This window comes from Sporosarcina aquimarina, assembly GCF_033253705.1.
GTDB classification, from domain to species: domain Bacteria; phylum Bacillota; class Bacilli; order Bacillales_A; family Planococcaceae; genus Sporosarcina; species Sporosarcina aquimarina.
Genome location: NZ_JAUBDH010000012.1, coordinates 42895 through 59407, shown reverse-complemented (window position 1 = coordinate 59407; position 16513 = coordinate 42895). Strand labels below are relative to the sequence as shown.

The window sequence follows — 16513 nt, the reverse complement described above, 5'->3', positions numbered from 1 at the left end:
AAGTGCGGAAAGAAACCGCGCTCAACGTTATGGAAGGTCTGACTTCGTCTCATGATGGAATGAAATCTTCAAAAAGAAGAAAGTTTAAACGAACTAAAGCCCCCCTTGAAATTGAGGAGATCGCACAACAAATTGCAGCTGGATCTAGACTTAGTTTAGCAAAGGGGATTACTCTTTTAGAAAGTGTCGCGATACACGACAAGCCAGCTGGACAAGAACTGCTAAGGACGCTGCTGCCAAAAACCGGGAACAGTATTCGTATTGGAATTACAGGTGTTCCTGGTGCGGGGAAAAGCACATTTATCGAAGCTTTCGGACTTATGCTGACAAAAGCGGGTCACAAAGTGGCTGTCTTGGCTGTAGACCCGAGCTCCTCGATTACGGGCGGAAGTATTTTAGGGGACAAAACGAGGATGGAATTGCTCGCAAGAGATCCCCAAGCCTTTATAAGACCTTCCCCAACTGCGGGAACACTTGGCGGAGTTCATAGGAAAACGAGGGAAACCATGCTGTTGTGCGAAGCAGCTGGTTATGATGTTATCTTAGTAGAAACTGTTGGAGTGGGTCAGTCCGAGACTGCAGTCCGAGAAATGACGGACTTCTTTCTGTTACTCGCCTTAACTGGAGCGGGGGACGAACTGCAAGGGATGAAAAAAGGTATAATGGAGCTTGCTGATGGAATTATTGTCCACAAAGCAGATGGCGATAACGAAAGATTGGCGAAGAAAACAGTTCGGGACTATCGTCAGCTAGCCCATTTTTTACAGCCTGCTTCACCAGGATGGACGACAAAAGCGCTAGCAGTATCTTCTTTAAAAGCTACTGGTTTAGTTGAAACGTGGGAAATGATAGGCGAATTCCGAAATGTAATGGAATCATCAAATTACTGGACAGAACGACGACAATCCCAGACACGCAGTTGGTTTTACACGATGATAAATGACCATTTAATTGATTCGTTTTATGAGGAACCTGGTAGAAAACAACAAGTTACTGAATTGGAAAAGAAGTTATTAGATGGTCAGGCAACTGTTGCGGGAGCAGTAAAACAATTATTTGACTGAGTTTGTATTTAAGTAATAGAAATTATTACGTTAAGACTCGCAATATGATTGCTGAACAGTTTTCTTCGTACAGGGAAACTGTTATGATATAAGTATCATGTTTTAAAGGGGGACAACTATATGACAATGGATTTTAATTTTTATATGGATGATATAACAAGTCAAGCACGTAATGAAATGGAAGCTGGCGGTTATGAGCAGTTAAAAACAGCAGAAGCTGTTGAGGATGCTTTTAAACGTGAAGGTACAACTCTCGTAATGGTGAACTCTGTATGTGGCTGTGCAGGTGGTATTGCACGACCAGCAGCTTTGCATGCAATCCATTTTGATAAGCGTCCGGATCATTTAGTGACAGTGTTCGCAGGTCAGGACAAAGAAGCAACTGCACAAGCACGTATGCACTTTGGAGACTATCACTTACCGTCTTCACCTTCTTTCGTATTGATGAAAGATGGAGAAATGGTTGCAGAAGTTGGCCGGCATGAAATTGAAGGTCATGATCCTATGTCAGTTGTGACTAATTTACAAAGCCAATTCGACGAGTACTGCGAAGAATTATAAAAAACAGGCCGGCATCAGTCTATCTGATGCCGGCCTACATTTCGTCAAACTATTAAAATAATGTGCTAAGACCGATAACAATCGTTGAGGCTATCATTGTTGCGATCATGATGTACACGATTGTTTTTTGAACTTTTTTATTACTCATGTGTCAAAACCCCTTAATTGGATTGATACTATCATTTTAACAGAATCCGTAGAATACTCAACAGGTGGCGCATTATTTCTCAAAACGTTACAATAGAGTAGGGGTGGAATCGTGGAAAAAGTAGATCATATTGGAATTGCAGTAAAAAGTCTTGAAGACTCGTTAGATTATTATATACATACACTCGGACTAAAACTTCTGGGGATCGAAGAAGTTCCACAGCAACACGTGAAAGTCGCGTTTTTGGACGCGGGTAATATTAAATTAGAATTGCTGGAACCGATGAGCGATGAAGGTGCAGTAGCAAGCTTCTTAGAAAAACGAGGCGAAGGTGTGCATCATATCGCTTTTGGAGTTCGTAATATAAAAGAACGTATGGAAGAATTGAAAACGCAAGGAGTACGACTGCTTCAGGATGAACCAAAAAAAGGTGCGGGAGGCGCAGAAGTTGCATTCCTACACCCGAAATCTTCGTTTGGTGTTCTTTACGAACTATGTGCCAAACGCTCATTGGGGGATGAGTAAGTTGGATATATACGATAAAATCAATGAACTGTATGACAAAAAACGTGAAATTGAACTTGGGGGCGGGGATGAGCGTATAGTCCGCCAGCATGAAAAAGGTAAACTCACAGCACGTGAACGAATCGACTTACTCGTCGACAAAGGGACATTTGTCGAGTTGAATCCTTTCGTTGTCCATAGAACCCAAGACTTTGGGATGGATAAAATGCAAGGCCCTGGTGATGGGGTTGTTACAGGTTTTGCAAAAGTCAATGGACGTCCTATCTATTTGTTTTCACAAGACTTCACTGTTTTTGGCGGCGCTTTAGGAGAAATGCATGCAATGAAAATTGCGAATGTCATGGACCTTGCTGCAAAAAATGGAGCACCTTTCATCGGACTGAATGATTCCGGCGGTGCACGAATACAAGAAGGAGTCGTATCTCTTGATGGATACGGTGAAATCTTTTATCGGAATTCTATCTATTCAGGTGTCATTCCTCAAATCTCTGTCATATTAGGACCGTGTGCGGGCGGAGCGGTCTACTCTCCAGCCATTACGGACTTTGTGTTCATGACAGATGATACGAGTCAAATGTTCATAACTGGACCTAAAGTAATCGAAACAGTTACCGGTGAAAAAATATCGTCTGAAGATCTTGGCGGCTCAAAAGTTCATAATTCCACTAGCGGAAATGCACATTTCCGTGGGCCGAATGAACAATCTGTTCTCGAAGAAGTACGACGATTACTAACATACTTACCGCAAAACAATGAAGAAAAAACTCCTATCTGTTCAGTGGATGAACAGGATGATTATCGTCCAGACTTGGCTGATGTCGTGCCATATGAAACAATCCGCCCATATGACGTCCGAAAAGTAATTGAACAAATTGCAGATCCTGATTCCTTCATGGAAGTTCAGAAAGAATTTGCTCGGAATGCGGTTGTAGGTTTCGCTAGAATAAAAGGTGAATCTGTAGGATTTGTATGCAATCAGCCTAAAGTAATGGCGGGCGGATTGGATATCGATTCTTCCGATAAAATCTCACGGTTCATCCGGACGTGTGATTCGTTTAATATTCCTTTAATCACATTTGAAGATGTCACAGGATTCTTCCCAGGTGTTAAACAAGAGCATGGAGGAATTATCCGCCATGGTGCAAAAATCTTATATTCTTATTCAGAAGCGACAGTCCCTAAAATTACAGTGATTTTACGTAAAGCATTTGGTGGAGCTTATGTGGCACTTAACTCGAAAGCAATTGGCGCAGATTTAGTTTTTGCTTGGCCGAATGCAGAGATTGCAGTTATGGGTGCTGAAGGCGCAGCCAATATCATTTTTGCAAGGGATATTGCAACAAGTGAAGATCCGGAAGCAACACGGGCTGCAAAAATCGCTGAATATCGTAATAAGTTTTCGAATCCATACGCAGCTGCTGCGAATGGGATGGTAGATGACATCATTGACCCGCGTGAAACGCGCATTAAGCTCGTACAAGCACTTGAAATGATGCGTTCTAAAAAAGAGACACGCCCTAAGAAAAAGCATGGAAATATGCCACTATAAAAGGAGTGATTTGATGAATTACGAAAGAATGCTAGAAGAATTTTATGAATTAGTAAAAATTGACTCTGAAACACTACATGAAGAACAAATCGTTGGTGTTTTAAAAGAAAAAATGGAGCAAATGGGATTTGACGTAATTGAGGATGACTCTAAAGAGCGTACAGGACATGGGGCAGGGAACTTAATCGCTACTATGAAAGGGTCTTTACCTGATGCAGATCCTATTTACTTCACTTCACACATGGATACAGTGACACCAGGAGTTGGAATTGAGCCTGTTTTAAAAGAGGACGGGTTCATTTATTCTGCTGGAGATACAATCCTGGGTGCGGATGATAAAGCAGGACTTGCAGCCTTGTTTGAAATGATGAGAACGCTTAAAGAAAGCGGAGAAGCACACGGAGATATCCAGTTTGTCATCACAGCTGGTGAAGAAAGCGGCCTTGTAGGCGCTCGCGAGATTGATAATTCACTCATGCATGCAAAGTATGGCTACGCTGTAGATTCTGATGGTAAAGTTGGTGGGATTGTTACCGCTGCGCCCTATAACGCAAAGCTGAAAACTGTAATTCACGGTCGAACAGCGCATGCAGGCGTGGAACCGGAAAAAGGAGTTTCAGCGATAACAATTGCAGCTAAATCAGTTGCAGCTATGAATCTTGGCAGAATCGATTCTGAGACTACAGCGAATATTGGTACGTTTTCAGGTGGTCAGGCTACAAATATTGTGTGTGATGAAGTAAATATTCTGTCTGAAGCCCGATCTATTAATTACGAAAAACTTCAGCAGCAAATGGAACATATGGTAAAAGCATTTGAAGAAACGGCTGAAAAAATGGGCGGTTCAGCAGAGACAGATGCGCGTATTATGTCTCCAGGTTTCCGATTTGACGAACAGGATGAAGTTGTCCAAGTGGCCCAGCAAGCAATTCGTGCAATTGGCCGCACACCAGCACTGTTAACTAGCGGTGGAGGCAGTGATGGAAATATATTTAACGGACACGGATTCCCGACAGTTACACTTTCAGTGGGATATGAAAAAATTCATACTAAAGATGAAAGAATGCCTGTTGAGGAACTTAACAAATTAGCAGACTTGCTTCTTGAAATTGTTCGAACAGCGGCAGCTCGCAGAAAGAATGATCAGTAATATGGCGCAAATAAAAGCAGTCGTTGTCCGATGCGGCAATGAGGAATATGCAATTCCTGTTGAGCAAACGGTGTCAATAGAAGAGTTGGAAAAAGTGAATCCGATTCCACATTTACCAAGCTATTTCTTAGGGTTAATGAAGATTCGCAATGAACTCGTACCGATTTTAGATTTTCAGCAAATTCTTTATGGAAATTCAGCCCAAGAAGATCCAAATGCAAAAGTAGTGGTTGTTCAAACCGAAGGACTATTTTTCGGTTTACTAGTACTCGAAGCAAAAGAGATTCTTGATATACCTGTAGACCGGCTCACAACACAAGGATTGCTAGCCTATTCAAAAACTGCGTATTTTTCTTCTGTTGCAAACTTAGAGAATCGAATGATTACGATGATTGATCCAACAGAATTGTCAAATACACTCAATGGAATGGAAGAAATTAAAGGATACGTCAAACAGGCATTGTCTGAGGATGTGTAACCAATGGAAACCGGGTAGAACGCTGCCCGGTTTTTTGAAGATAAAGAGGTGAGTACATGGAGTACAAAGAATACAAAACGCCTCGTGTTATCCTGCATTTGGATATGAATTGTTTCTTTGCATCTGTGGAACAAGCTCATAATCCAGAATTGAAAGGTCTCGCGTTAGCTGTAGCGGGGAATCCAAAAGCGAGAAGAGGCATTCTTGTTACCTGTTCCTACGAAGCCCGAGCATTTGGTGTTTACACCACCATGACTGTAGGTGAAGCAAAAAGACTTTGCCCAGAACTAGTGCTTGTTCCACCAGATGGTGAAAAGTATCGACAAGCGTCAATAGCCGTTTTTGATATATTAAGAACGTACACGGATTTAGTCGAACCTGTTTCGATTGATGAAGCCTACATCGATATCACTGCAATAGGCGGTTTGGAAGATGCTGTGGGGATTGCAAAAAGTATGCAAGAGCGTATTTTACGTGAACTCGATCTTCCTTGTTCAATTGGAATTGCACCTAACAAGTTTTTAGCGAAAACAGCATCAGATATGAAAAAGCCAATGGGCATAACCATACTGCGTAAGCGTGAAATATCTAAACTATTGTGGCCGCTTCCAGTAATCGAAATGCACGGTATTGGTAAAAGCAGCGCAGAGAAACTGTCCTCTGCGGGCATTAAAACAATTGAAGATCTGGCAACAGCTGATGAACTGCAAGTTAAGTTAACGCTTGGTAAAAGGGGTTTACGATTACAAGAGCGAGCAAAGGGAAATGATACACGTATCGTAGACCCTGAAGCTGCTGAAGAACGGAAAAGTGTAGGAAGTTCCACGACGTTAGCTGTCGATGAGACCGAATTAGATGCATGCTTGCCTGTTTTTGAAAAACTTGCAAAAAAAGTAGCGGATCGATTAGACAAAAATAGACTGGCAGGAACTGTCATTTCCATCCAAATCAGATCGTCAGCGTGGAGAAATCAGTCCAGAAGCAAAACAGTGTTGAATCCTTTATATCGTGAACAAGATATATTTAGAGAAGCATCAGATCTTTTTAGACAACATTGGGATGGGGAACCGATTCGGTTACTAGGTATCACCGTTGCGAATGTAATTCCTATGGAAGAATTGCATGAGCAGTTGTCCTTTGACAACTATGAGCGGCACGCAAAAGAGGTCTCCATGGAAGACTTAGTCACACAAATGAATAAGAAATTTGGTCCGGGAACCATTCATAAAGGAAAATAGACGGAAGGAGGTCGATTAAATGGAACTGCAATTTTTAGGAACTGGTGCAGGTATGCCCTCTAAAATCCGAAATACAACTTCGATCATACTCAATCTATCTGCAGAAGAACATGGATACTGGATGTTTGATTGTGGGGAAGCCACACAACATCAAATGCTTCATACAACGTTAAAACCCCGGAAAGTATCAAAGTTATTTGTAACCCATTTGCATGGAGATCATTTGTTTGGCATTCCAGGTTTTATAGGTTCCAGATCTTTTTTAGGTGGAGACAGCCCATTGGATATTTACGGTCCAGTAGGTATTGAGGAATGGATTTTGACTACACTTCGCATTACGAAAACCCATCTAACGTACAAGCTCAGGATTCATGAAATAGAGGAAGGCATCGTGTTTGAAGACGATGAATTTATCATTACAGCACGTTTGTTATCCCATGTCATACCAAGTTTTGGATTTAGAATTGTACAGAAGCCATTACCGGGCAAGTTGTTGATTGAAAAAGCGATTGCTGCTGGTGTTCCAAAAGGGCCCATCTTGCAACGATTAAAAAATGGAGAAGATATTGTTCTTGAGGATGGGAGAATCATTACTAGTACCAGCGTTATAGGAGAACCCAAACAAGGTTTCATTTTAACAATTTTAGGTGATACGAGCAGTTGCGATGCATCTGTACAACTTTCACAAAATGCGGACTTAGTCGTTCACGAGGCAACATTTGATAATGAGACTGGACAACTGGCAAGTGACTTTGGTCATTCAACAATTCAGCAAGCAGCAGAAATAGTGAAAGAAGCAGGGGCGAAAGCATTGGTTGCCACTCATATTAGTTCTCGCTTTTTGCCAAGTGACATAGAAGCTTTTAGAAAAGAAGGAGAAGCTGTCTTGCCCAAGGTTTTTGTAGCCCACGATTTTGCTCAGTATAAACTTGTGAACGGTGAAGTTGTGGAGAGCAGTTTTAAGAAATAATGGCTTTAAATATATAAAGAAAAGCAGAGTGTCCGGGAAGGAATGCTCTGCTTTTGTATTTAAGATTCAAGATCAGTTAAAACGTCCAGCCTCTGCTGTATTGAGCGGGTGGTTCAATTTCAGTATGAAGCTCCCTAGCTGCTTGATAAGGCCAGTAAGCATCTCGTAACAGCTCTCTGCCGAGAAGAATAATGTCAGCACGCTCGTTTTTCAATATCTCTTCAGCTTGCAGTCCTGATGTAATCAGACCAACAGCTCCCGTTGGAATTTTTGCTCCGTTCCGAATCGTTTCAGAGTAAGGTACCTGATAGCCTGGGTATGCGTCTATTTTCGCAGGAACGACCGCACCTGAACTGACGTCTATCAAATCCACGCCTTGTTCTTTCATCCATTCAGCCATTTCAATATACTGTTCCGATGTCATTCCGTCATCTGAATAGTCCTCTGCTGAAATTCGGACAAATAATGGACCTTCCCATATTCCACGAACGCCATCTATGATTTGACGCAAGAAACGGTAACGGTTTTCCGAACTTCCACCGTAGTCATCGGTCCGTTTGTTTGAAAGTGGCGAAAGGAATTCGTTGATTAGATATCCGTGAGCCCCATGAAGCTCAAGTAAGTCAAAGCCAGCTTTGGCAGCTCTTTCAGCAGCAAGCACAAATGCTTGAACAGTTTCCTGGATATCCGTTTCACTCATTTCTACAGGAGTTTTATAATGATGATCAAATGGTATAGCACTAGGTGCTTGAATATCCCCGTCAACAGTTGCTTTTCTGCCTGCATGCGCCAATTGGATTCCCGCCGCTGCACCATGCTGTTTAATCAGACGAGTAATTTCAGTTAAACCGTCAATATGTTCATCATCCCAAATTCCAAGGTCTTGCGCGCTAATCCGTCCCTGGGGTTGAACAGCCGTTGCTTCCAGGATTATGAGTCCGGTTTGTCCAACAGCACGGGAGCCATAATGGATTCGATGCCAATCTTCTACTTTCCCATCTTCGTTCACACATGAATACATGCACATCGGTGCCATCGCAATTCTGTTTTTCAATGTTACATTACGAATTGTATACGGTTTAAATAATTTAGCCATGTTAGATTCACTCCTTAAGAAGAATAAATCTACTATAACAAAAAAGAAAGAGGATTCCTTAGTTAGGAACTCGACTTAACTTTACCATTCGCTTTTCCAAGCTCTCTTGAACGTGTTTCTGCACCTTGAATACAACTTTGTACAGCTTCTTGGAAGCCCCCTTCAGAAAGTGCCCGGATTCCTGCTTCGGTTGTGCCCCCTGGACTTGTTACATTTTTTCGCAGAATATCAGGCTCTTCCTGGGTTTTCTGCATCATGCTGGCTGCTCCATCAAGAGTTTGGATGATAAGTTCACGGGCAATCGGTTGATCGATACCAGCTTGTATAGCTGCTTTCTCTAGTGCCTCTGCCAAATAATAGACATATGCCGGCCCGCTGCCAGATAAAGCAGTCACCGCATGCAGCTGATCTTCTTCCACTTCAACTACAATTCCAATAGAACCTAACAACGTTAGAATTTGCTGCTTATCCTTTTTATCTATTATTGAATTCCATGCAACACCTGTAGCCGACTTTCCAATTGCGGCAGACGTATTTGGCATGGAACGTGCTATCCCTCGTAATCCAAGACCCAATTCAATTGCAGATATTGGAACACCTGCAAGAACGGAAAGGACGACCGTTTCTTTTTTTATAAGTGGAACAATTTGCTCCATCGCAACTTGAACGTCTTTCGGTTTGGTAGCAAGTACAATGAGATCTGCACTTTTAAGTTCGTTTCTGTTTGAACTAACCAGGGAGATGCCATAGGATTCTTGAAGATGACGCAGCCTGTCATCATCTGAACGATTCATCACATAGACGCTTGAAGAGTCCACAGATTTTTGTTTACATATTCCAGCAATCACCGCTTCCGCCATTGAACCGGCTCCCACAAATACAATCTTTTCCATGGACAGTCCTTCTTTCTATAAATAGGTGTATTCCATTAGTGTAGGGGAAACCATCAAGAAGTCAACTGATGATTCAGACAGCGATACATGACGAACGGAGAAAAACGATGTACAATGAAATGAATAGTGATTCAATAATGGAGGCAAAATAATGATTCAACAACTAATAATTCCAACTCCCTATGCGGTTGGTGATGTAAATGCATTCCTCGTAAAAGAAGAAGCATTAAGTTTGTTTGATGCCGGTCCTCGGACACCTGAAGGTCTTGAAGCAATTAAACAGGGTCTTGCACAAGCCGGATATAAATTGGAAGACATTGAACAAGTTATTCTTACTCATCACCACCCAGATCATTCAGGGTGGGCAGATGCGTTCCCTAATGCAACTTTACTAGGACACGAATATAATAATTTATGGCTGACACGTGATCCATCTTTCATAGAATTTCATGATCAGTTTTATATGGATCGTTTCATCGAACAGGGGGTTCCTGAGAAAGCTTTAGGTATCGTGAAGAAAATGAAACGTGCTGCTGATTTTATAGCAAATCGTCCTTTAGATTCTCTCCTTAAAGAAGGGGATGAAATACCTGGCCATCCCGGATGGAAGGTACTTGAAACATTGGGTCACGCACAGAGCCATTTATCTTTTTGGAACCCTTCAACAAATGAGCTGATTGGCGGAGATTTGCTGTTAGCAAAAGTTTCTTCAAATCCGCTTGTGGAACCGCCATTGAATCCAGAAGAATCTAGACCCAAAACATTATTACAGTACAATGACTCATTGAGACGTCTTCAAGAACTGCCGATACAGGCGGTTTATAGTGGACACGGGGATCCAGTAACCGGTATACATGATCTAGTTGAACAGCGTCTCGAAAAGCAGCATGACCGTGCTATGAAAGTATATCAAATGCTGAACGAAGGTCCGAAATCTGTTTTCGAATTGACGGTTGAGTTATTTCCCTCAGCTTATAAGCGTGAACTTGGTCTTACACTCTCTGAAACACTTGGTCAAATGGATTATTTAATGGACATCAATAAAGTGAAACGAAATACAGATGAGCAGGGAATTCACCGGTATGAGCAATCCTAAAACAATATTAATTACAGGTGCAACGAGCGGTGTGGGGTTTGAAGTTGCGAAACAGTTACTTGCTGAAGGATATCTAGTCCAAGTTACAGGGCGAAATGAAAAATCACTTGCTGTACTGCAGCGCTTGGGTGCACAGATATTTAAAGTAGACTTGTCAGAAGCTGGTTCCATTGATCTGCTGCTTTCTGAAATTGGGATACCTGACATTATACTATTCTCGGCAGGTATCGCGAAATTCGCACTAGCACAAGAAACAAATGATTGTGAAATGGAGGAAATGTTCACAGTGAATGTCACAGCCCCAATTCAGTTGACACAACGAATATTACCTTCATGGATCGAGCGAAAAAACGGTCATTTCTTATACATGGGATCCCAAGCAGGAAAAGTGGCGACTCCAAAAGCATCTGTATACGCTGCAACGAAACATGCTTTAATCGGATATACGGATGCTCTCCGAATGGAAGTAGCTCAATATGGAATAGAAGTGTCTGTCATTCATCCAGGGCCAATCGATACTGCCTTTTTAGATAGAGCTGATGCTAGCGGGAAATACCGCGACTCTGTAGGAAAGCATTTACTAACTGTTGACCAAGTAGCAGAAGCGGTAGTCAAAACGATCCGTCATCCAAAAAGAGAAGTTGACTTGCCTAAAATAATGGGCGTAACAAGTAAGCTTCATGCAATTGCGCCACGTCTTGTTGAACGTATCGGACGTAAATTCTTTATGAAGAAGATGGAGTAATTATTCAAATGGATAGTGAAGAGGATAGTGAAGAGTGAACGATAAAATTGAAAAAGACAAAATGAAGAAGAGGCATCCATTAAGTTCGGATGCCTCTTCATTCGCGGAAAATTCGTTTTAAATAGCTGCATGTAGCTGACGTTTTAAACGAAAGCTTCTTGCAAACTTTTCTTACCTATGTTCCACTTCATCGTACGTAAACTCCGTTACATCATACGGTAATTCGAAGGGAACCTATTGTTCATGATGCACTTGCACAAAAAACTTACATCTTACTGGTCCTACAAACACTCGTAACAAATCTTACGGTGATGCTAACGTCAGTACAGCAAATTTTCCGCCAAGGCTGTGCATTTCTCCTAGTTAGCAATTATTGCTTACTAGATTTAGCCTTGTAATAATCTATACCCGTCTAAACTAACCTCAAACCTTTTATTTTATTTTTTTTGAGGGATTTTTAAATCTGATTGTATAGCCTGGTTAGCAACTGATTGACAAGAGGGGATTGGAAGATGTTACAGCAGTGGTAGACTGATTGTGATAAACTGATGATACAAAAACCCGTTCAAGAAAGGTGCTCTATTATGAAACAGCTAACCGTCCAAAATATCGTACAGCAATTTGCATTTGAAATATTATCAGGAATTGATCATTTAGATCGTCCATTGAAAAAGACAAAAGTTCGAAGACCTGGATTGGAATTCATGGATACGTTTGACTTCATCGCAAGAGGTCATATTCAAATACTCGGAAAAAATGAAGTGAATTATTTACATACATTAGCTGATGATGAATGCAAAAGGAGGATTTCAAACTTAGTTGAATACGATCCGCCATGTATATTAATAACGTCCAACCAAGAGCAGCCTTTTGGATTACGGACTTTTTGCACGGAAAATGGAATACCTGTTTTAAGGACACCCGACACAATGGGCGTCGCTAGTGCTAAGCTGGATTCGTTTGTTATAAGTGCGATGGCAGAGGAAATTGCAATTCACGGAGTTGTCGTAAACGTTTCTGGGATCGGGGTTTTACTGAGAGGGAAGTCAGGTGTAGGTAAAAGCGAAACGGCACACACTCTTATCGGAAGAAGACATCGGTTAGTAGCGGATGACATCGTTGTACTTCGCAAGCTGAGCCCTCAAACACTTTTAGGAACGCATAACCAAACCAACCGCGAGTTTTTAGCTCTTAGAAGTATCGGTTTGATGAATGTAGTCCGGTTATATGGCCGTGCTGCATTTCAAGAAGAGACAAGGATTGCTCTGGATATTGAACTTACGGAGTGGAAAGACAACTCATTGAACAACGAACTGGAATTGGATGAAAAGTTTACAGAATACATGGGTGTGCCGGTACCCTATATCCAAATTCAATTACAACCTGGACGCGATGTAGCAGGTCTTATTGAAGCAGCAGCAAACAATTGGTATTTGAAACAACAAGGATACAGTGCGCTTGAAGAGTTCATGGAACGGCTGGAACCTGAGTTCGAACAAGATTGAATCGATACGTTTAGTTTTATTTATCTTGGGAAAACTACTTATACATCAGTTTTGAAGGAGGAATTTCTATGCCAGAAGAGAAACAGCCACATGAAAAGCTGACAGACAAAAATAATCATTTATCCTCAGCTCAGGAAGTCGAGTATGCGAATGAATTCAAGCGGGCAGATGAAGCTGCTGAGTCTGAAAAAGAAGGTAAGAAAGAGTAAAGAAAACGGTCCTGCTAAAGCGAATGTTGCCTAAGCAGGACCGATTTTTTCATTGTACCGATCGGAGAAGGGCGAGAACCTCTTCAGACCGGATGAACATACCTACCTTCCCGTACGATTCAAGATCAGTAACCGCAAATACAACCCCAATGACTTTGTCATTCTGGAAGACCGGACTGCCGCTATTCCCACGGTAAACTGGCGCATCTAATAGAATAATCGGTTCTGTTCGTCCTGCCCAAGTCGTTTCTTCAATTATCGTCCCTTCGTTCGCAATCCCGTAAAAATTCAATGGATTCCCGATAAAACGAACAACACTATCCGGTGTATAGGAGGGAGATTCAGCGATTTCCAATGATTGCACATCGGGTGGGTTTTTAATTTTTAAAAGTGCTAAATCATTTACTGAGTCTTGTCCAATTAGAGTCGCAGGGAAACGTCCAACTTCATCAAAAGATACTGTGATTTGAGTTGTGTTTTCAACGACATGATTATTTGTCACAATCAGTCCGTCATTCGAAACAACAAAACCAGTTCCTTTTCCATCCTCGGTTAATACAACAGCTACAGATTGTTTCCATTGCGCGATATCTGCCCGCTTAGAAAGTTGTGAAGACTTTTTTAGAAATTCAATCGCAGGTAAAGAATAAATGTCGAAGATGAACGCAATTGGCTGGAACAATAAAACGAGTGCCATTATCCATATGATCCAGCGCGGAATTCTTCTTTTCTTTTTGGAAGGCTGATATCTCTCAGCTGCCTCTTTTGCCAGCGCTTCCTTCTGCGCTTCCAAGACAAGCAAGCGGAATTTTTCTTCTTCAAGTTCTTCAGGAGTCAATTCAATAGATGAATTCTCATCATCATTTGAATTATCAAAAGGGTGTGAGGTATCTAGTGTGTCATTTAAATCTTCATTTTGTTTAATTGGATCTTTTTGATTTTCTTCATGGTTCATTAATCTGTTCACCTCAAAGTAGTGTTAACTGCCCAGATAGTCTTATAGATGTTATTAAAGTGTATCATAGTTTAAAATACTGCGTATTAAATGGATACACAAAAGACTCTATCAACTTTTTTTGATAATTGTTATACTTTTAATAGGTATACTCATGGAACGAAGAGGGGAGTTGTATAAAGTGGAAGGTAACTTTTTACAAGAGACAGAGAAAGAGCGGCTGCCTAGTGTTATAACTGATGAGGTGCATGCACTCAACAAAAAGGTAGTGGAATTGGAAGAGGAAGTTTCTGAACTAAAGAAAGATATTCATGCGATAGATTTGTTACAAAAGAAGCCAATTGTTTCAAGCGATGCACTTGCAATTGGTGGGTTTTGGATAGTAGCAGCACTTGTGATTATAGGTGTATTTTACGTGTAAGGAGGGGATTTCTATGATGAAAAGTCCAGGGTTAGCCGCTGTACTAAGTTTCTTTTGGACGGGTGTCGGTCAAATTTATAATGGTCAAATTTTAAAAGGACTGATCTTAATCGTTGTTCAAGTGGTGAACTCACTTCTCATGTTCGTACTTATCGGGTTCATCACCTATCCAATTGTATGGATATGGGGAATGTATGATGCTTATAAAACCGCCGATAGACATAACTTACGTCAGATTCGATAATTATTAACAAATAAAAAAGGACATCCACACGTTTAATAAGTGGATGTCCTTTTACTTATCGTCTTTTTCTTTTCATCATATTAAGCTCAGTATTTAAGGCTTTCATGAGAGAGAAAATCATAAGTAATATGACAAAGGAGAACGGCAGTGCAGCTATAATAATTGTATTCTGCAACGCAGTTAATCCATTTACAGAAAGTAAGATTAATGCGATAGCTGATTGGAGAACACCCCAAACCATTTTAATGCTATTCGGGGGAGTCAATGAACCATAACTCGATTGCATCCCTAATACAAATGTAGCTGAGTCAGCCGATGTGATAAAGAACGAAGCAATTAGGATAATCGCAACAATCGAGATGAATACGCCCCAAGGCAATGTATTGAATAACTCGAATACTACTAGCTCTGTTGCCTTATCTGCTAAATCGACAACTCCAGCTTTTTGAGCTTCAATTGCAGTTGTGCCAAATGCTGTGAACCAGAAAGTACATAAAATGGTTGGCGCAATCATGACCCCAATCATAAATTCGCGAATCGTTCGCCCTTTTGAAACACGGGCGATAAACATACTGACGAATGGTGCCCATGAGATCCACCAAGCCCAATAGAAAATCGTCCAACTGTCGAGCCAAGCACGATTTTCAGCGTTCAATGGAGCTGTTGAAAAACTCATTTTTACAAAGTTAGCAATATAGCCACCAATTGAATCCGAGTACATATTAAAGATTAGTAATGTAGGACCAAGAATCACAACAAAAACTAGTAAAGCGACTGCAAGAACTAGGTTTAAGTTGGATAAGTATTTAATCCCTTTACTTAGTCCGCTCCATGCAGACATGATGAATAGCACTGTAACGACTAAAATAATAACAAACTGAGATTGTGTCCCAATTGATATGCCAAACAGATAGTTTAGTCCTGCGTTAATTTGAACAGCGCCAAAGCCGAGAGTCGTTGCAACACCGAAAGCGGTTGCAAATACAGCAAGGACATCGACAAGAACACCCCATGGGCCGTTCATTTTGTCGCCAAAAATCGGCTTCAATGTTGAAGAAATTAAACCAGGCTCGCCCTTTCTGAACTGGAAGAAAGCTAATGACAAAGCAACAAAACCATACATTGCCCAGACATGAATACCCCAGTGGAAAAAGGATTGACGTAGACCTTCTTTAAATGCGGCAGGAGTGTTTAGTTCTCCAGTTGAAGACATAACAGCATAATGTGAGAGTGGCTCTGCTGCTCCGTAAAAAACGAGTCCAATTCCCATACCAGCTGAGAAGAGCATCGCAATCCAAGAGACTGTAGAGAACTCGGGTTTGTCCGTATCCTTACCAAGTCGAATTTTACCGAATGGACTGAATATCAAAAACAAACAAAGAAGAACGAGTACAGATAATAGCATTAAATAGTACCAACCAAAGCCAGATGCAACATAATTTTGTATCTTACCAGTTTGTTCGGCAAAGCTTTCCGGCGCGAGCACACCGTAACCTACTGCCACAACGATCAGTGCGATCGTGATGTAAAAAACGTTTGAAATTTTTCTCATGACTCCCCCTAAGGTGTTTGTAGTGTTTTAACGGTTATTAACTATAGCAATAAAAAATAGAAAAAGCAAAAGAATATAAAAAAAGGAGAATGAACAGGCATCCTCCTTTTCAAA

General features: G+C 41.2%; 19 protein-coding genes. 14 read left to right on the top strand and 5 right to left on the bottom strand.

The annotated features are described in order from the left end of the window. Window positions 1-29: 29 nt before the first annotated feature. Both meaB and QT716_RS15045 read left to right on the top strand, forming a co-directional pair. A complete protein-coding gene (meaB, locus tag QT716_RS15050; protein WP_317936982.1) occupies window positions 30-1064 on the top strand; it encodes a methylmalonyl Co-A mutase-associated GTPase MeaB in 1035 nt (344 codons plus the stop codon). A gap of 120 nt (window positions 1065-1184) precedes the next feature. Then, window positions 1185-1625: a BrxA/BrxB family bacilliredoxin gene (locus tag QT716_RS15045; protein WP_317936966.1), complete on the top strand. Its 441-nt coding sequence runs from the start codon at window positions 1185-1187 to the stop codon at window positions 1623-1625. Window positions 1626-1677: 52 nt separating this feature from the next. Here the strand turns inward: QT716_RS15045 and prli42 are convergent, their stop codons facing one another. Beyond that, a complete protein-coding gene (gene prli42 / locus QT716_RS15040) occupies window positions 1678-1773 on the bottom strand; it encodes a stressosome-associated protein Prli42 (protein WP_317936965.1) in 96 nt (31 codons plus the stop codon). 111 nt (window positions 1774-1884) lie between these two features. Between prli42 and mce the strand changes: the two genes are divergently transcribed. The 6 genes from mce to rnz are packed head-to-tail and all read left to right on the top strand — an operon-like array spanning window position 1885 to window position 7683. Beyond that, on the top strand, window positions 1885-2298 hold the full coding sequence (gene mce / locus QT716_RS15035) for a methylmalonyl-CoA epimerase (protein WP_317936964.1): 414 nt from the start codon (window positions 1885-1887) through the stop codon (window positions 2296-2298). 1 nt (window position 2299) lies between these two features. Further along, entirely contained in the window at window positions 2300-3847 is a 1548-nt protein-coding gene (locus QT716_RS15030) for an acyl-CoA carboxylase subunit beta (RefSeq protein ID WP_317936963.1), read from the top strand. 13 nt (window positions 3848-3860) lie between these two features. Beyond that, the gene (locus QT716_RS15025; protein WP_317936962.1) at window positions 3861-4997 is read left to right on the top strand and encodes a M20/M25/M40 family metallo-hydrolase; all 1137 of its coding nucleotides are present in this window, start codon (window positions 3861-3863) and stop codon (window positions 4995-4997) included. After that, window positions 4951-5475: a chemotaxis protein CheW gene (locus tag QT716_RS15020; RefSeq protein WP_317936961.1), complete on the top strand. Its 525-nt coding sequence runs from the start codon at window positions 4951-4953 to the stop codon at window positions 5473-5475. The genes QT716_RS15025 and QT716_RS15020 overlap by 47 nt, the downstream gene beginning before the upstream one ends. A gap of 56 nt (window positions 5476-5531) precedes the next feature. Continuing rightward, a complete protein-coding gene (locus QT716_RS15015) occupies window positions 5532-6713 on the top strand; it encodes a DNA polymerase IV (RefSeq protein WP_317936959.1) in 1182 nt (393 codons plus the stop codon). Between the two features lie 19 nt (window positions 6714-6732). After that, a complete protein-coding gene (gene rnz, locus QT716_RS15010; RefSeq protein WP_317936957.1) occupies window positions 6733-7683 on the top strand; it encodes a ribonuclease Z in 951 nt (316 codons plus the stop codon). Between the two features lie 76 nt (window positions 7684-7759). Here rnz and namA read toward each other — a convergent pair whose 3' ends face one another. Continuing rightward, a complete protein-coding gene (gene namA / locus QT716_RS15005) occupies window positions 7760-8779 on the bottom strand; it encodes an NADPH dehydrogenase NamA (protein WP_317936955.1) in 1020 nt (339 codons plus the stop codon). 62 nt (window positions 8780-8841) lie between these two features. Further along, entirely contained in the window at window positions 8842-9672 is an 831-nt protein-coding gene (proC, locus tag QT716_RS15000; RefSeq protein ID WP_317936954.1) for a pyrroline-5-carboxylate reductase, read from the bottom strand. A 151-nt stretch (window positions 9673-9823) separates the two neighbouring features. On the opposite strand from proC, the gene QT716_RS14995 reads away from it, so the two are divergent. The 4 genes from QT716_RS14995 to QT716_RS14980 all read left to right on the top strand — a co-directional run bounded on the left by QT716_RS14995 (window position 9824) and on the right by QT716_RS14980 (window position 13227). Beyond that, window positions 9824-10768, top strand: a complete 945-nt coding sequence (locus QT716_RS14995) for an MBL fold metallo-hydrolase (protein WP_317936953.1) — start codon at window positions 9824-9826, stop codon at window positions 10766-10768. Beyond that, window positions 10755-11513: an SDR family NAD(P)-dependent oxidoreductase gene (locus QT716_RS14990; RefSeq protein ID WP_317936951.1), complete on the top strand. Its 759-nt coding sequence runs from the start codon at window positions 10755-10757 to the stop codon at window positions 11511-11513. Before QT716_RS14995 ends, QT716_RS14990 begins: the two co-directional genes overlap by 14 nt. Window positions 11514-12097: 584 nt before the next feature. Further along, a complete protein-coding gene (gene hprK, locus QT716_RS14985; RefSeq protein WP_317936949.1) occupies window positions 12098-13018 on the top strand; it encodes an HPr(Ser) kinase/phosphatase in 921 nt (306 codons plus the stop codon). A 68-nt stretch (window positions 13019-13086) separates the two neighbouring features. Beyond that, window positions 13087-13227 carry a YfhE family protein gene (locus tag QT716_RS14980; protein ID WP_317936947.1) on the top strand — a complete coding sequence of 47 codons (141 nt, stop codon included), beginning with the start codon at window positions 13087-13089 and terminating at the stop codon, window positions 13225-13227. Window positions 13228-13276: 49 nt separating this feature from the next. Here QT716_RS14980 and QT716_RS14975 read toward each other — a convergent pair whose 3' ends face one another. Beyond that, on the bottom strand, window positions 13277-14182 hold the full coding sequence (locus tag QT716_RS14975) for a S1C family serine protease (protein ID WP_317936946.1): 906 nt from the start codon (window positions 14180-14182) through the stop codon (window positions 13277-13279). Between the two features lie 154 nt (window positions 14183-14336). Between QT716_RS14975 and QT716_RS14970 the strand changes: the two genes are divergently transcribed. Beyond that, window positions 14337-14603 carry a hypothetical protein gene (locus QT716_RS14970; RefSeq protein WP_317936945.1) on the top strand — a complete coding sequence of 89 codons (267 nt, stop codon included), beginning with the start codon at window positions 14337-14339 and terminating at the stop codon, window positions 14601-14603. Between the two features lie 13 nt (window positions 14604-14616). Next, window positions 14617-14847, top strand: coding sequence for a hypothetical protein (locus QT716_RS14965; protein WP_317936944.1), 231 nt, complete (start codon window positions 14617-14619; stop codon window positions 14845-14847). A 55-nt stretch (window positions 14848-14902) separates the two neighbouring features. On the opposite strand, the gene QT716_RS14960 is transcribed toward QT716_RS14965, so the two are convergent. Next, window positions 14903-16399, bottom strand: a complete 1497-nt coding sequence (locus QT716_RS14960; RefSeq protein WP_317936943.1) for a glycine betaine uptake BCCT transporter — start codon at window positions 16397-16399, stop codon at window positions 14903-14905. Window positions 16400-16513: the final 114 nt, after the last annotated feature.

Coding starts and splice junctions, on each gene's coding strand:
- meaB (WP_317936982.1), top strand. CDS start 30: ATGGAAGGTCTGACTTCGTCTCATGATGGAATGAAATCTTCAAAAAGA.
- QT716_RS14980 (WP_317936947.1), top strand. CDS start 13,087: ATGCCAGAAGAGAAACAGCCACATGAAAAGCTGACAGACAAAAATAAT.
- QT716_RS14990 (WP_317936951.1), top strand. CDS start 10,755: ATGAGCAATCCTAAAACAATATTAATTACAGGTGCAACGAGCGGTGTG.
- QT716_RS14960 (WP_317936943.1), bottom strand. CDS start 16,399: ATGAGAAAAATTTCAAACGTTTTTTACATCACGATCGCACTGATCGTT.
- QT716_RS15025 (WP_317936962.1), top strand. CDS start 3,861: ATGAATTACGAAAGAATGCTAGAAGAATTTTATGAATTAGTAAAAATT.
- hprK (WP_317936949.1), top strand. CDS start 12,098: ATGAAACAGCTAACCGTCCAAAATATCGTACAGCAATTTGCATTTGAA.
- QT716_RS14975 (WP_317936946.1), bottom strand. CDS start 14,182: ATGAACCATGAAGAAAATCAAAAAGATCCAATTAAACAAAATGAAGAT.
- proC (WP_317936954.1), bottom strand. CDS start 9,672: ATGGAAAAGATTGTATTTGTGGGAGCCGGTTCAATGGCGGAAGCGGTG.
- QT716_RS15045 (WP_317936966.1), top strand. CDS start 1,185: ATGACAATGGATTTTAATTTTTATATGGATGATATAACAAGTCAAGCA.
- QT716_RS15015 (WP_317936959.1), top strand. CDS start 5,532: ATGGAGTACAAAGAATACAAAACGCCTCGTGTTATCCTGCATTTGGAT.
- QT716_RS14970 (WP_317936945.1), top strand. CDS start 14,337: ATGGAACGAAGAGGGGAGTTGTATAAAGTGGAAGGTAACTTTTTACAA.
- prli42 (WP_317936965.1), bottom strand. CDS start 1,773: ATGAGTAATAAAAAAGTTCAAAAAACAATCGTGTACATCATGATCGCA.
- rnz (WP_317936957.1), top strand. CDS start 6,733: ATGGAACTGCAATTTTTAGGAACTGGTGCAGGTATGCCCTCTAAAATC.
- namA (WP_317936955.1), bottom strand. CDS start 8,779: ATGGCTAAATTATTTAAACCGTATACAATTCGTAATGTAACATTGAAA.
- QT716_RS14995 (WP_317936953.1), top strand. CDS start 9,824: ATGATTCAACAACTAATAATTCCAACTCCCTATGCGGTTGGTGATGTA.
- QT716_RS14965 (WP_317936944.1), top strand. CDS start 14,617: ATGATGAAAAGTCCAGGGTTAGCCGCTGTACTAAGTTTCTTTTGGACG.